This is a genomic window from Comamonas serinivorans (assembly GCF_002158865.1).
Classification (GTDB): domain Bacteria; phylum Pseudomonadota; class Gammaproteobacteria; order Burkholderiales; family Burkholderiaceae_C; genus Comamonas_E; species Comamonas_E serinivorans.
In genome coordinates, this window is the sequence record NZ_CP021455.1 from 3,087,571 (window position 1) to 3,102,050 (window position 14,480).

General features: G+C 70.7%; 9 protein-coding genes and 1 pseudogene. 7 read left to right on the forward strand and 3 right to left on the reverse strand.

Annotation, left to right across the window (positions count from 1 at the left end; genetic code table 11):
• The first annotated feature begins 500 nt into the window (after nucleotides 1-500).
• The 6 genes and pseudogenes from CCO03_RS13060 (at nucleotide 501) to CCO03_RS13085 (ending at nucleotide 6,956) form a co-directional block, all read left to right on the forward strand.
• A complete protein-coding gene (locus tag CCO03_RS13060; protein WP_087281705.1) occupies nucleotides 501-1,118 on the forward strand; it encodes a CDP-alcohol phosphatidyltransferase family protein in 618 nt (205 codons plus the stop codon).
• A gap of 91 nt (nucleotides 1,119-1,209) precedes the next feature.
• Nucleotides 1,210-3,177, forward strand: coding sequence for a bifunctional alpha/beta hydrolase/class I SAM-dependent methyltransferase (locus CCO03_RS13065; RefSeq protein WP_236904142.1), 1,968 nt, complete (start codon nucleotides 1,210-1,212; stop codon nucleotides 3,175-3,177).
• Nucleotides 3,174-4,622, forward strand: coding sequence for a phosphatase PAP2/dual specificity phosphatase family protein (locus tag CCO03_RS13070; RefSeq protein WP_087281707.1), 1,449 nt, complete (start codon nucleotides 3,174-3,176; stop codon nucleotides 4,620-4,622). The genes CCO03_RS13065 and CCO03_RS13070 overlap by 4 nt, the downstream gene beginning before the upstream one ends.
• The gene (locus tag CCO03_RS13075) at nucleotides 4,619-5,116 is read left to right on the forward strand and encodes a hypothetical protein (RefSeq protein ID WP_205690299.1); all 498 of its coding nucleotides are present in this window, start codon (nucleotides 4,619-4,621) and stop codon (nucleotides 5,114-5,116) included. The genes CCO03_RS13070 and CCO03_RS13075 overlap by 4 nt, the downstream gene beginning before the upstream one ends.
• Nucleotides 5,113-5,796, forward strand: a pseudogene (locus CCO03_RS13080) (lysophospholipid acyltransferase family protein); the annotation flags it as partial. The gene CCO03_RS13075 and the pseudogene CCO03_RS13080, both read left to right, overlap by 4 nt.
• Before the next feature lie 206 nt (nucleotides 5,797-6,002).
• Nucleotides 6,003-6,956, forward strand: coding sequence for a phosphatidate cytidylyltransferase (locus CCO03_RS13085; protein ID WP_087281711.1), 954 nt, complete (start codon nucleotides 6,003-6,005; stop codon nucleotides 6,954-6,956).
• 10 nt (nucleotides 6,957-6,966) lie between these two features.
• Here the strand turns inward: CCO03_RS13085 and CCO03_RS13090 are convergent, their stop codons facing one another.
• Both CCO03_RS13090 and CCO03_RS13095 read right to left on the reverse strand, forming a co-directional pair.
• Complete coding sequence (locus CCO03_RS13090) at nucleotides 6,967-8,514, reverse strand: phospholipase D family protein (protein ID WP_087281713.1); 1,548 nt, start codon at nucleotides 8,512-8,514, stop codon at nucleotides 6,967-6,969.
• Nucleotides 8,515-8,840: 326 nt separating this feature from the next.
• Nucleotides 8,841-11,279, reverse strand: a complete 2,439-nt coding sequence (locus CCO03_RS13095; protein ID WP_087281715.1) for an acyl-CoA dehydrogenase family protein — start codon at nucleotides 11,277-11,279, stop codon at nucleotides 8,841-8,843.
• 693 nt (nucleotides 11,280-11,972) lie between these two features.
• On the opposite strand from CCO03_RS13095, the gene CCO03_RS13100 reads away from it, so the two are divergent.
• Nucleotides 11,973-12,863, forward strand: coding sequence for a peptidoglycan DD-metalloendopeptidase family protein (locus CCO03_RS13100; RefSeq protein WP_418236026.1), 891 nt, complete (start codon nucleotides 11,973-11,975; stop codon nucleotides 12,861-12,863).
• Nucleotides 12,864-13,168: 305 nt separating this feature from the next.
• Here CCO03_RS13100 and CCO03_RS13105 read toward each other — a convergent pair whose 3' ends face one another.
• On the reverse strand, nucleotides 13,169-14,470 hold the full coding sequence (locus CCO03_RS13105; RefSeq protein WP_087281719.1) for a sugar transporter: 1,302 nt from the start codon (nucleotides 14,468-14,470) through the stop codon (nucleotides 13,169-13,171).
• Between the last annotated feature and the right edge of the window lie 10 nt (nucleotides 14,471-14,480).

A 14,480-nucleotide genomic window follows, 5' to 3' on the forward strand; every position in this document is an offset into this window, starting at 1 on the left:
TATGGGCCGGTTGCCGATAAAAATTCATCGGAAGCCGGCCCATACTGCTTCATCCTCCCTACCCAGCCTCTCACGGACGTCGCTTCGCGCCGCCCAGCGAGCCGTGCGATGACCGGGCACCCCATCGCGTGTGCGGCCCCGCTTGCGCCTCCGCCGTTGGGTACAAAGAGCGCCTCGAGGTGATCGCGCGCAGCATGGCCCAATGGCCGCCTTGCACCGGCCGTCGAGCGCTGACCTCTGACCTGTCTGTCGTCCCTCGGCCCCGGCGATGGTGGTGAAGGTCGAGACGCGCCCTGCATCGCCTGCCCCCTGAGTGTTGCCACGCCAAGCCCCCAAGCCGTACCAGGCACACCGCCCGCCCACGCGCGGCCACGCGGTATCGCCTGGCAGCACCGGGCGGCGAGCCTGCCGCCACTTGCGACGCGCGCAGCGGCGGCCCGCGTTGCGGGCGCCTGGCCTGTGCACAATCGCTGGCATCGCAACCACGGCCTCGCGCTCCGGTGTCCATCTACCAACTCAAGCCCCGCTTCCAAGCCCTGCTGCGCCCCCTGGTGCAGCGGCTGGCCCAGGCGGGCGTCACCGCCAACCAGGTCACCGTGCTGGCCTGCGCCGTATCCGTTGCGCTGGGGCTGGGCCTGTACGCGGCGGCCGCGCCGGCCTGGGCCTATGGGCTGATTCCGCTGTGGATGCTGCTGCGCATGGCGCTCAACGCCGTCGACGGCATGCTGGCGCGCGAACACGGGCAACAAACGGCGCTGGGCGCCTTCCTCAACGAATTGACCGACGTGGTGTCGGACGCTGCGCTCTACCTGCCGTTTGCACTGGTAGCACCCTTCAGCGGGCTGTGGGTGGGCGTGGTGATCGTGCTCGCCGGCCTGTCCGAGTTCGCCGGCGCCCTGGGGCCCACAGTGGGCGCCTCGCGCCGCTACGACGGCCCGCTGGGCAAAAGCGACCGCGCGTTCGTCTTCGGCGCCCTGGGCCTGTACGTGGCGCTGGGCGGCCCGCTGCCCGGCTGGAGCAGCGCCCTGATGCCACTGCTGGCGGCCTTGATCGCCTGGACCACCGTGCGCCGCATCCGCCAGGCCCTGATCGAGGCCGCTTCCCATTCGCGTCGATGAATCCCCCGAGAAGGAGCCCCGCATGTTGACCCCCTCGTCTGCGTCAGCCGCTTCAACCGCCCCGGGCGCCACGCGCACCGCCGTCGTCAGCGTGGCGGCGCCACTCACCCAACGCCCGGTGGACGAGCTGCAGTTCAGCACGCACGACGGCGTGTCCCTGTTCTACCGCCACTGGCCGGCCACCTCGGGCCCGCGGCGCGGCGCCATCGTGCTGTTCCACCGCGGCCACGAGCATGGCGCGCGCATGGCGCACCTGGTCGATGAGCTGAACCTGCCCGACTTCGACCTGTTCGCCTGGGACGCGCGCGGCCATGGCCGCTCGCCGGGCCAGCGCGGACACAGCCCCAGCTTCGCCGATTCGGTGCGCGACGTGCAGACCTTCGTGGACCACATCGCCAACCGGCATGGCGTGGCCGAGGCGGACCAGTACATCGTCGCGCAGAGCGTGGGCGCGGTGCTGGTGTCGACCTGGGCGCACGACTACGCGCCCCGCGTGCGCGGCATGACGCTGGCCTCGCCGGCGTTCAAGGTCAAGCTGTACGTGCCGTTTGCGCGGCCTGGCCTGGCGCTCATGCACAAGCTGCGCGGGCTGTTCTTCGTCAACAGCTACGTGAAGCCCCAGTTCCTCACGCACGACGACGCGCGCATCGCCAGCTACCGCACCGACCCGCTCATCACGCGGCCCATCGCGGTCAACATCCTGCTCGAGCTGTACCAGGCGGCCGAACGCGTGGTGCAGGACGCCAACGCCATCGTGCTGCCCACGCAGCTGCTCATCTCGGGCGCCGACTGGGTGGTGCACCACGCGCCGCAGCACCGCTTCTTCGAGCGCCTGGGCAGCGCCGTGAAGGAGAAGATCGAGCTGCCCGGCTTTTTTCACGACACCCTGGGCGAGCGCGACCGCGCGCCGGCCGTGGCCCGTGTGCGCGCCTTCATCCTGCAGCAGTTCGATGCCCCGGCCCCGCCGGTCAACCTGCTGGATGCCGACCAGCACGGCGCCACGGCCGATGAGGCGCGCGCCCTGGCCGCACCGCTGCCGGCGCTGTCGCCGCGCGGCCTGTACTGGGGCGCCACGCGGGCCGGCCTCAAGCTGGGCGGCCTGTTGTCCGACGGGGTGAAGCTGGGCCACGAGACGGGCTTTGATTCAGGCAGCACGCTGGACTACGTCTACCGCAACCAGGCCGCCGGCGCACCGCTGGTGGGCCCGCTCATCGACCGCACCTACCTCGACTCGATCGGCTGGCGGGGCATCCGCCAACGCAAGCTGCACGTGGAAGCCCTGCTGCACGAGGCCATGCAACGCCTGCAGGCCGCCGGCCAAGCCGTGCGCGTGATGGACATCGCCGCAGGCCACGGCCGCTACGTGCTGGATGCGGTGGCCGGCAATCCGGTGGCGGGCAATCCCGTGGCCGGCAGTCCGGTGGCCGGCGGACCGGTCACCCCCGAGTCCATCCTGCTGCGCGACTACAGCGCGCTCAACGTGCAGGGCGGTCAGCGCCTGATCGCCGAGCGCGGCCTGCAAGGCCGCGCACGCTTCGAGCAGGCGGACGCCTTCGACCGCGCGAGCCTGGCCGCCGTCACGCCGCGTCCCACGCTGGCCGTGGTGTCCGGCCTGTACGAGCTCTTCCCCGACAACGCCCTGGTGCGCCGCTCGCTCGCCGGCGTGGCCGACGCCGTGGACGAAGGCGGCTACCTGGTCTACACCGGCCAGCCCTGGCATCCGCAGCTGGAGATGATCGCGCGCGCCCTCACCAGCCACCGGCGGGGCACGGGCGGCCCTTCGGGGGGTGAGCGGAAAGCGGGCGCTGCGGATCGGGATGGGATGCAAGGCGCAAAGCACAGCCATGGCGAGCATTTGCAACGCAGCAGCCCGCCCGAGCCCGCAGATGCCCGCGTCGCGACACCCCCCGAAGGGCCGCCCTTGGCCTGGGTCATGCGTCGGCGCACACAGGCCGAGATGGACCAGCTCGTCGCCGCCGCAGGCTTTCGCAAGCTCACCCAGCGCGTGGACCGCTGGGGCATCTTCACCGTGTCGCTGGCGGTGCGGGTGGCGTCATGACCCCGGGCGCGGTACCTCGGCGCCCCTGGCGACGCGCCGCCGCCTGGCTGGCGCTGCTCGGGCCGCTGTTCTACCTGAGCTACGGCCTGGCCAACTGGTGGGCCGGCACGCGCGCGCAGGTGCCCTCGGTCGTGTTCGACTGGGAACACGGCATGCCCTTCTGGGCCTGGACCATCTTTCCGTACTGGTCCATCAACGCCTTCTACGCGCTGTCGCTGTTCCTGGGCCGCACCAAGCACCTGGTCGACCGGCATGCGGCGCGCTTGCTCACGGCGCAGCTGATCGCCGTGACCTGCTTCGTGCTGTGGCCGCTGCATTTCAGCTTCGGCCAGCCCGAGGTCAGCGGCGCGCCGGCCTTTCTGTTCAACGCGCTGCGCGGCTTCGACCAGCCCTACAACCAGGCGCCCTCGCTGCACATCGCGCTGGCCGTGATCCTGTGGGACGGGTACCGGCGCCTGATTCACGCCCGCTGGGCGCGCGCGGTGCTGCATGTGTGGGCGCTGGCCATCTGCGGCTCGGTGCTGACCACCTACCAGCACCATTTCATCGACATCCCGACCGGCGCGTTGCTGGGCCTGCTGTGCGTGTGGCTGTGGCCACTGGAGCGCCGCGTGGCCCTGCCGCGCGCGTGGCGTCTGACGCAGGACGCCCGCCGGCGCGCGCTGGCCGGCGCGTATGCGGCGGCGGGTGTGCTGTTGCTGGTCGCCGCGCTGGCCCTGGGCCGGCACGGCATGCCGCTGGCGCTGTGGCTGGCCTGGCCTGCCGCCTCGCTGCTGCTGGTGGCGGCCTGCTACCTGGGCCTGGGCGCGCGTGGCCTGGCCATGGACCGCGACGGCCAGATGGCATGGGCCGCACGATGGTTGTACGCCCCCTACCGGCTGGGCGCCGCCCTCAACGCCCGGGCCTGGACGCGCAAGCTGCCCCTCGCTCAAGAGGTGCTGCCGGGCGTCTGGCTGGGCCGCCTGCCCAGCGCGGCCGAATGGCATGGCCATGGCAAGCCGCGCCTGGTCAGCCTGTGCGCCGAGCTGCAAGCGCCGCGTGCCGCGCGGCTGCAGCGCAAGGTGCGCGGCCTGCCGCTGCTCGACCTGGTCACCCCCACGCCGCTGCAGCTGCGCCACGCAGCCTTGCTGATCGAGGGCCAGCACCAGCGCATGCTGGCGGCGCGATGCGCAACACCCGCGCCCGGCGCCCAGCCTGTGGTGCCTGCGCCGGCGGTCTGGGTCTGTTGCGCCCTGGGGATGTCGCGCAGCGCCGTCAGCCTGATGGCCTGGCTGCTGCTCACCGGCCGCGCGGCCACCGTGGACGAGGCTGAACAGGCGCTGCGCGCGGCCCGGCCCGCCATCGTCCTCTCCGCCCCGCTGCGGGCCGCGCTGCAGGCCTTGCTGGACCCACCCACGGGTCCGGGGCGCCCATCAGCCTGGCCCGCTGCAGCAACACCGGCATGACGCCTGCAACGCCGCCCCTGCTGCCGAAGCCCCCGGCCCTGAGCGCCGACGAGCGCGCGCAGTGCGCCGCCTTGGCCGCCCTGCTGCACGCCAGCCGCGGGCTGGCCCACTGGGCGCTGACCCTGGGCGCCATCGCCCTGCTGCTCAGCCTGGCCATGCCGGTGCTGGCAGGCCCTAGCATCAGCGCATGGCAGCAGTACACCCTGATCCTCGTTGTGTTGCTATCGATCATCGAGCGATACCTCGCTTTTCGCCTTCACCTTGATGAGCGCCTGTTCACCCACCTGGCGCAGGGTCACATCGCCAGCCTGACCGCGCTGGACGAGGCGCTGGCCCGGCTGCGACTGCGGCCGCGCCCCGGCGTCACCCGCCCGCTGGACGAGCGCGTGGCCGGCACCCGGCGCTGGATGACACGCCACGCCGCGGTCGTCGGCCTGCAGTTCCTGGCCCTGCTCGCAGGGCTGATCCCCACCCTCATCCGCCCCTGGCCATGAGCCCATCAGACCCCAAGCCGCACCCGACGCTCCCCTCGACACCGCTGCGCCGCGCCGCCGCCGCGCTGGCGGTGCGCCTCATCCTGACCACGGCGCGGCTGCTCACCGGCGTGCGCGGCATCTGGGTGAACGCGGCGCCCAGCGCGCAGCAAACCCTGTACTTCGCCAACCACACCAGCCATGGCGACTTCGTGCTGCTGTGGGCGACGCTGCCGCGCGACCTGCGCGTGCTCACGCGACCGGTGGCAGGCCAGGACTACTGGCTGGCATCGCGCCTGCGCCAGTTCATCGGCCACGACGTGTTCCATGCGCTGATGATCCGCCGCGATGGTGGCCCTGGCGACAACCCGGTGCACGCCATGGCCGAGGCGCTGGCCGCGGGCGACTCGCTCATCATGTTTCCCGAAGGCACGCGCAACACCGGCGACGACACCCTGCTGCCCCTCAAGAGCGGGTTGTTCCACCTGGCCCGCGAATGCCCGCAGGTGCGCCTGGTGCCCGTGTGGATCGCCAACCTCAAGCGTGTGCTGCCCAAGGGCGCGCTGTTGCCGATTCCGCTGGCCTGCACCGTCACCTACGGCCCGCCGCTGACACTGCTGCCCGGTGAAGACAAGGCCAGCTTTCTGGCCCGTGCCCGCCACGCCATGCTGGCCCTGAGGCCGGAGTACGACCAAACTGACAACGCAATGCCAACGGCAATGGCCTCCAACTCCCTTCAAACCTCGCGCCACCTCAGCGATGCTGTGCCTGGCAATTCAACGGCCGCCGACGCCGCACCTGGCGATGTGACGCTTGCAGCTCCAGCGGCCCCCACCGGTGCCCAGCCCCTGCAGCTGGCCGCCGCGCCCGCGCCGGTGCCCGCGCCCGCATCCTCCCGAGGTCCCGCATGAACCTCAGCGACTTCCAGCGCGTGACGCTGCAGCTGTTTGGCGGCGTGGCCGGCGTGCTCATCCTGGCCTCGGCCATTGGCGCCCTGCTCAAGTGGCGCGTGGCTCAGGGCGCGCCGCACAGCGTCATCGACAACCTGAATGCCCGCGTGAAGGCCTGGTGGGTGATGGTGGCGGCCATCGGCCTGGCGTTCGCGCTGGGCAAAGGGGGCGTCATCGCGCTGTTCCTGCTCATCTCGTTCTACGCGCTGCGCGAGTTCATCACCCTGGCCTACACCCGCCGGGGCGACCACTATGCGATTGCGGCCGCTTTCTACATTGGCCTGCCTGTGCAATACCTGCTGGTGTGGATCGAGTGGTACGGCCTGTACTCGATCTTCATCCCCGTGTACGCCTTCCTGGTGCTGCCCATCCTGGCGGCCCTGGGCAGCGACACCACGCGCTTTCTCGAGCGCACGGCCAAGGTGCAATGGGGCCTGATGATCTGCGTGTTCTGCATCAGCCACGTGCCGGCGCTGCTCACGCTGCCCATCCCCGGCTTCCAGGGCCGCAACCTGCTGCTCATCGCCTTCCTCGTCATCGTCGTGCAGGGCAGCGACGTGCTGCAGTACGTCTGGGGCAAGCTGCTGGGCCGGCGCAAGGTCGCGCCCGAACTCTCGCCCTCCAAAACCTGGGAGGGCCTGATCGGCGGCGTGGCCAGTGCCACGCTGCTGGGCGCCGGGCTGTACTGGGCCACGCCCTTCACGCCGTGGCAGGCCGGCGCCATGGCCTTCCTGATCTGCCTCATGGGCTTTCTGGGCGGCCTGGTGATGTCGGCCATCAAGCGCGACCGCGGCGTCAAGGACTGGGGCACCATGATCGAAGGCCATGGCGGCATGCTGGACCGGCTGGACTCCGTGATCTTCGCCGCCCCCATCTTCTTCCACGTCGTGCGCTACGTCTGGGTGCCGTAGCGCGGCTCCGCTACAGCTGCGACTCGATCGGCAGCCAGCCGATGACGCGAGCCAGCGCGCGCTTGAACACGCTGGTCTCGGGGTCGTGGCGCCAGGTCTGCGTGCCGCCCACATCGGTCCAGCGCAGCGCGCCGTCGGCGGTCTGGCTCACGGCATAGCTGGTGGCCCGGGCTGCCGTGAACATGCGGGCCACGTCAGCCGCCAGCCCCGGGTCCTCGAACATCACGCCCATCTCGGTGTTCAACGAGGCCGAACGTGGATCGAAATTGAACGAGCCCACAAAGCCGCGTGCCTGGTCGATGACGAAGGCCTTGGTGTGCAGGCTGGCGCCGCTGGAGCCGGTCAGCTTGTCGTCGGCGCTGCGCGCGCCGGGCTTCAGCTCCCACAGCTGGACGCCCGCAGCCAGCAGCGGCGCGCGGTAGGCCTGGTAGCCGGCGTGCACGGCCGGTACGTCGTTGGCCGCCAGTGAATTCGTCAGGATGCCGACATCGACGCCGCGCGTGGCCATGCCGGTGAACAGCAGGGTGCCCGTGGTGCCCGGCACGAAGTATGGCGAGATCAGCCGCAGCTCGTGCCGGGTCGAGAACATCTTCTGCAGGATGTCGAACAGCAGCCAGTTCTCGGGCGCTCGCCGCGTCGCCACGGCCGAGGCCTTCTCGGGCGGGTCGGACAGCACGCGCAGGTCCGTCACCCACCGCCAGGCCTGCCCCGCCAGGCGCTGCGCGGTCTGGTTTGCGGGGTCCTGCATGGCCTGTTGGTACACGGTGCCCGCGCCGGCCGCACGCCATGCGGCGCGCGCAGCGGCCAGGTCGATGTCGGGCGCGCGCTCATGCAGCGCGGCCAGCGGAATCACGGCAGCGCTGTTCCAGAAGGTGTCGAAGATCTCGCTGGTCTGCGCGACGGCCGGGCCGACCATGAACAGGTCCGCGTCGTGAAAGTTCACATCGGCCGCGTCGAAGTACTCGTCGCCGATGTTGCGGCCGCCCACCAGCGTCACGCGGCCATCGACGGTCCAGGACTTGTTGTGCATGCGGCGGTTGAAGCTGACGAAGCGCAAGCCCATCTCCAGCGCACGCCGCCAGGCCGTGTCCCGGTTGCGCGCCGGGTTGAACAGCCGCACTTCGAGCATCGGGTGGGCGTCCATGGCCAACAGGCTCTCGTCCAGGTCCAGGCCGTTCATGTCGTCGATCAGCATGCGCACACGCACCCCGCGTTCGGCCGCCGACAGCAAGGCATCCTTGAGCAGGCGGCCGGTCAGGTCGTCGTGCCAGAGGTAGTACTGCACGTCGATGCTGCGCTCGGCCTCACGGGCCGTCACGGCCCGCGCCGCGAACGCCTGCAGGTTGTCGGTGATCAGCGTGGCGCCGGTCTGCGCGGGGCGCTCGGCCAGCCACGGTGCCACCTGGCGGTCGAGCCGGGTATCGGCCGCGGCAGCCGGCAGGGCCTGGCTCGCCGCGCCCACGGCACGCTGCGCGAACTGCCCCCAGGACCACAACGCGCCCAGCGACAGCACGACCACCAGCGCCACACCCACGGCGGCCCATTTCAAGATGCGCATGCAAGCCCTCCCCAGCTCGTTCAGCCCGGCGCATCATCGCATCCGCTTCAGGCTGCGCGCCCTGAAGGCCAGCAGATCACGTCATCACCCGGCTCTGGCCCAGCAGGCCGTCGCGCCCGCATCCATCCCAAGCGCATCACGCCATGTCAAACGATGAAGGGGTATGCATCTCATCCCGATGATTTTTGAACGGGACGTCATGCATACTGCCAATCAGCCAAGCCACAGACCTCAATCCGCGGCGCCCAGCGCCCCGCGATGCAGGCCATCCGCCGCGACCCGGTGGGCGGCCGTGCGCACGGGGCGCGGGCCGCGAGGCGGGGTCGTCAGACCCTCGCGCGCAACACGTCGGCCACGCGGCCGGCATGCCAGTCGGGCGAGCCCAGCTGCTGCACCAGCACCGTGGCGCGGCGGAAGTAGTGGCCGGCCGCCAGCTCTTCGGTGACGCCCATGGCGCCGTGCAGCTGCACGGTGCCCTCGCCCACCTCGGTGGCGGCCTGGCTGGCGACCAGCATCGTGGCCGACGCGGTGTAGGCACGCGGGCCGGCGTCGGCCGGCAGGTCACGCAGGGCGCGGCGGGTTTGCGCCATGGCCAGCGCGCGCAGGTTGTACATCTCGGTTACGCGGTGCTGCAGCACCTGGAAGGTGCCCAGCGGCTTGCCGAACTGCGTGCGCTGGCGCAGGTGCGCCAGGGTGTCTTCGATCATGCGCTCGCTGAGGCCCAGCACCTCGGCCGACAGCGCCAGCGTGGCCTGGTCCAGCAGCGCGTCGATCAAGCCCGCGGCCTGGCCGGCTTCGCCGATCAGGTCGCTGGCGGCCACGGACACGTTGTCGAAGGCCAGTTCGCTGGCGCAGGCGCCATCGATGGTCTTGAACGCGCGCTGGCGCACACCGGCGGCCTTCAGCGGCACCACGACCAGGGCCAGGCCAGCGGCCTCGTGGTCCTTGCCCGACACGCGGGCGCTGACCACCGCATGGCTGGCCCAGGGCGCAGCCAGCACCAGGGCTTTGCGGCCCGACAGGTGCCAGCTGCCATCGCCCTGGCGCACCAACCGGGTCTGCACCAGGTGGCGGTCACCGTGTGCGGCGGGCTCGCCATGTGCAAAAGCCACCATGGCCTGACCGGCGCCCACGCGGGCCAGCAGCTCGGCGTGGGCAGGCTGCTGGCTGGCCAACAGCGCGCCGCCGCCCAGCACCACCGAGGCCAGGTAGGCCTGCGCCTTCACGCCGCGGGCCAGCGAATACATCATCTGGCCATGGCCCAGCAGGCCGGCATCGATGCCGCCTTGCGCTTCGGGCCAGGCCACGCTCAGCGCGCCGAGCTCGCCCAGCTGCGCCCACCAGGCCGGCAGCGGCCAGCCGCCGGTTTCGGGCTGCGAGGCCGGCTCGCCACCGAGCTGCAGCTGATCGACCGTGGCGCCCTGGTTGGCCGTGCCCGGCCCGACCTGCAGCAGGCGACAGACCTGCGCATCGAGCATCACCAGCGCGTCGCGCAGATCGGCCTGGTCCTCGCCCAGCAGCTGGCCGTGCAGCAGGTTGACGTCGGTGGGCTTGAGGCCACCGGTTTCCAGGTCCTTCCAGACGATGCCGCGCTGCACCTCGTTCGAGCCGCCATAGATCGAGGCCGCGCGGTCGTTCAGGTAGGCCTTGGTGCCATAGATGGCGTCCTCGGGCACGTCCAGGCCATCGGCGCGGCCCTGGGCGTCTTCCTGGCTCAGGCTGGCGGCCATGGCCGGGCCACCGGCCTCGACCAGCAGCGAGGTGATCAGCTGGCGGCCCTGCGCGCCCAGCACCTTGCCCACCGAGGGCAGCAGCGGCGGCTCTTGCCCGGCCACGCTCGCGTCCAGCGCATCCAGGTCGGTGGCCTGCATCGCGTCCACCCCGGCAGCGGCGCGGGCGATGCGCATCCACAGCGCATCGGCGGCCCGCTGGGCAGCGGCATCGGTGCGCTCACCGAAGGCGAGCTGGGCGCGTGCCATCAGGCGTTCCAGGCGCACGCGCTGCGACGGGCTGCGCAGCCCGGACCGCTCGTGCACCAGCAGGTACTTGGCGACCGTCCAGCCCTGGTTTTCTTCACCCACCAGGGCCGACACGGGCACGCGCACGTCGTCGAAGAAGACCTGGTTCAGCTCGTGATCGCCCGACAGGCTGGGGATGGGACGAATCGTGATGCCGGGCAGGTCGATGTCGAAACACAGGAAGCTGATGCCCTGCTGTGGCTTGCCCTCGGTCGAGGTGCGCACCAGGCAGAAGATGCGGTTGGAGAAATGCGCGTGCGTGGTCCAAATCTTGGTGCCGTTGATCACGTACTCGTCGCCATCGCGCACCGCGCGGCACTGCAGCGAGGCCAGGTCCGACCCCGAGCCGGGCTCGGAGTAGCCCTGCGCCCAGTAGTCCTCGCCGCTGCGGATCGCGGGCAGCCAGCGCTCCTTTTGCTCGGGCGTGCCGTACTTCAGCAGCACCGGGGCCACCATGCTGGGGCCCTGGGGTGCGCGCGCCGGTGCGCCGGCCAGCGTGCATTCGCTGGCAAAGATGTAGTGCTGCATGGGCGTCCAGCCGGTGCCGCCCCATTCCACGGGCCAGTGCGGCACGCTCCAGCCGCGCTTGGCCAGGATGCGGTGCCAGCTGTTGCCCGGGCCGTAGTCGCTGAAGATGCCAGCGTTGCGGCGGCCATCGGCACGCAGCTCCGGCGTCAGCTCGTCCTGCAGGAATTGGCGCACCTCGGCGCGAAAGGCTTCGTCCTGGCTCAGGTCGCGGGCGGTCATGGTTCATCTCCTGGTCAAATCGGCGCGCCAGCGGCATGCGGCTGCACAAGCTTGAAATTGGAGCAGCCCCCGGCACGCACCGCCACCGCGTGCGAGACAGCACGCACCTGCGCCGGCCATACCCCTGCGCCACTGAGCCTGGCAAGCCTGCCAATTCGGGTATGTGCGGGTCACCGGGGCCGCGGCCGCACGCGTTCAAGCCGAGGGACGGGATGAGGGACGCTGCGACCAGCGCTCACACCCCAGAGCCGAAGGCCGTCGACCGCGGCGATGCCGGAACCCGCGCGATGACACGCCCTTGGCGCTGGGAGCATCCTCCAACGCGCTCGCCTGAGGCTGGGCAACGCGCTGGCCGACAGATTCCGCTGCGGAATCGCGCACCAGCGCCATGGCTCAGCCGGTCAGATCGGTCTTGGGCGGCGACTGGCGGCACGGCACGGAGACATGGAGACATGGAGACATGGAGACATGGAGACGTGGAGACATGGAGACATGGAGACATAGAGACACGGAGGCCCCGGTGGCCCGGTGAAAATGATGCGGCTAGGCAAGCAGCCTGAAGGCGCGCCCTGCAGCGAGGTGTGCATCGACCTCACCCACATGCGCAAGCGCCTGTGGGTGGCCCGGGCTGGCGCTGGGGCTACCCGTCCGGTCCGGAACGGCGGCCCTCGGGTGTGCGGGACAATGCCCGCCATGGACTCCCCTGCTTTCCCCCCACTCCCCCCATCTCCGTCCCCGCAGACCTCGCGCCGCACCTGGCTGGCCATGACCGGCGCGCTGGGCCTGACCAGCCTGGCCCACCCGGCCTGGGCTCAGGGCAGCGCCACCGTGCTGCCACGCGCGTCGGCCGTGCCCGGCGGCGTGGTGTTGCTGGAGCTGGGCCCCGGCGCACAAGCCCCGCAGGTGCACACGCGCGATGCGGTGCCGGTGCTGGTCGTGGGCGACCCCTTCGGCTGGACGGCCGTGCTCGGCATTGCACTGGCGGCCCAGCCCGGCAGCGATTCGGTCATCGTGCGCGAGACCCAGGGCTCCACGCGGTCCATCGCGTTCGACATCCGCGACAAGCACTATGCCGAACAGCGGCTGAAGGTGGCGCCCAAGACGGTGGACCTGTCGCCCGACGACGAGGCCCGCTACAACCGCGAGCGCACCCACCAGCAGCAGGTGATGGCCACGGTGAGCGCGCCCGTGCCCCCCAGCCTGCGCCTGGGCGTGCCCGTGCCCGGCCGGCGCTCCAGTTCGTTCGGTCTGCGGCGCGTGTTCAACGGCCAGTCGCGCAACCCGCACAGCGGCATGGACATCGCCGCCCCCACAGGCACCCCCATCAAGGCACCGCTGGCGGGCAAGGTCATCGACACCGGCGACTACTTCTTCAACGGCAACACCGTGTGGCTGGACCATGGTGGCGGCTTTTTGACCATGTACTGCCACCTCAGCGCCATCGACTGCAGGGTCGGCGACACCCTGGCACCCGGCCGTGCCTTTGCCAAAGTGGGCGCCACGGGACGCGTGACCGGGCCACACCTGCACTGGGGCGTGATGCTGAACCGCACCATGGTCGACCCGGCGCTGTTCATCGCCTGACCCGGCCCAGCTGTCCGGGCTGCAGCCGGCCCGGCGCAGATCGCGCTCCGCAGCCGGGCCAGCCGCTGCGGGTCGATGCGGCCTGGGTCGACCCCGAGGACGTGGCCATCTGCATGCAGGCCCGCGCAGAGGGCCGATTCAGCATGCAACCAGCCCCTGCAGCCCGGATGGTCGACGGACTCGGACAGGTGCTCAGCCAATTCCGAACTTGGCTACCAGTATCCACCGGCTGCCGTTGATCAAAAAACGCAGATGAGCCGATACTGCATCCACCTGCACATCAACCGGTCAACAGCTCATCAGCCTCAATGGCCAACCGGCGCGGCCGCCCGTTCGCCGGGTGGCAGCACGAAGTTGTGCGACCAGCGCCACAGGCTGAACGCGCACCAGGCCAGGGCCAGCAGGGCCAGCGCGCCGCCCACCCAGCCGATGTAGGCCATGCCCCAGTGCAGGCTGACCTGGCTGCCGAGCAAGGCGCCGGCACCGATGCCGATGTTGAAGATGCCCGAGAACAGCGACATGGCGACGTCCGTGGCGTCCGACGCCAGGCGCAGCACCTTGGACTGCAGGGACAACGCGAAGCAAATCATGGCCACGCCCCAGATCGAGGCCATCACATACAGCGCCGGCGCATGCGGCGCCACGGCCCGCAGGCTCAGCAGACACAGCGCCAGCACGCCAATCGCCGTCAGCAGGAAGGCACGCGGATGCCCCATGCCCAGCCAGCTGAACAGCAAGCTGCCGATCACGCCCATGCCGCCGAACAGCAGCAGCACCGTGGTCGTCACGCCGGCGCTCTGGCCCGCCACCTCTTGCACAAAGGGCTCGATGTAGCTGTAGGTGGTGAACTGGGCCGTCACGAACACGGCCGTCAACACGTAGAGCGCCACCAGCGCCGGCCGCTTGAACAGCACGGGCACGCTGCGCGCCGAGCCTACGTTCTCGGACGGCAGCCGGGGCAGCAGCACGCGCAGGCACAGCATGACCAGCAAGGCCACCGCACCGATCAGCAGGAAGGTGGTGCGCCAGCCCAGCGCCTGCCCCACCACGCGGCCCAGCGGAATGCCCAGCACCATCGCCATGGACGTGCCGGTGGCCAGCAGGCTCAGGGCCTGCGCCCGCTTGCCGGGCGGCGCAACGCGCACGGCCAGCGACGCCGTGATGGACCAGAACACCGCATGCGAAATGGCCACGCCCAGCCGTCCCGCCATGAGCGAGGTGAAGTCCCACGCCAAGCCCGACACCACGTGGCTGACGATGAACACCGCGAACACCCCGAGCAGCAGCTTGCGCCGCTCGACGTTCTTGGTCAGCAGCATGAAGGGCAGCGAGGTGAGCGCCACGGTCCAGGCGTAGATGGTCAGCATCAGGCCCACGTGCTCGGTCGGCATGCCGAAGCTGGCACCGATGTCGCTGAGCAGGCCCACAGGCACGAATTCGCTGGTGTTGAAGACGAAGGCGCCGAGCGCCAGCGCCACGATGGCGAGCCAGGGCCGCGCCGGGTGCGCCGAGGTATCGACGGCGAGATCAGCCGTCGCGCTCGCCGAATGGCCTGCCGAAGCGCTTGCCGCGGCGAGGCTCAGCGCAGGCGATGTGGAATGGGTCATGAACTGCTGT

Excerpts from the sequence above, each read along its gene's own strand:
- CCO03_RS13070 (WP_087281707.1), top strand. The coding sequence starts at position 3,174 with ATGACCCCGGGCGCGGTACCTCGGCGCCCCTGGCGACGCGCCGCCGCC.
- CCO03_RS13075 (WP_205690299.1), top strand. The coding sequence starts at position 4,619 with ATGACGCCTGCAACGCCGCCCCTGCTGCCGAAGCCCCCGGCCCTGAGC.
- CCO03_RS13085 (WP_087281711.1), top strand. The coding sequence starts at position 6,003 with ATGAACCTCAGCGACTTCCAGCGCGTGACGCTGCAGCTGTTTGGCGGC.
- CCO03_RS13090 (WP_087281713.1), bottom strand. The coding sequence starts at position 8,514 with ATGCGCATCTTGAAATGGGCCGCCGTGGGTGTGGCGCTGGTGGTCGTG.
- CCO03_RS13095 (WP_087281715.1), bottom strand. The coding sequence starts at position 11,279 with ATGACCGCCCGCGACCTGAGCCAGGACGAAGCCTTTCGCGCCGAGGTG.
- CCO03_RS13100 (WP_418236026.1), top strand. The coding sequence starts at position 11,973 with ATGGACTCCCCTGCTTTCCCCCCACTCCCCCCATCTCCGTCCCCGCAG.
- CCO03_RS13105 (WP_087281719.1), bottom strand. The coding sequence starts at position 14,470 with ATGACCCATTCCACATCGCCTGCGCTGAGCCTCGCCGCGGCAAGCGCT.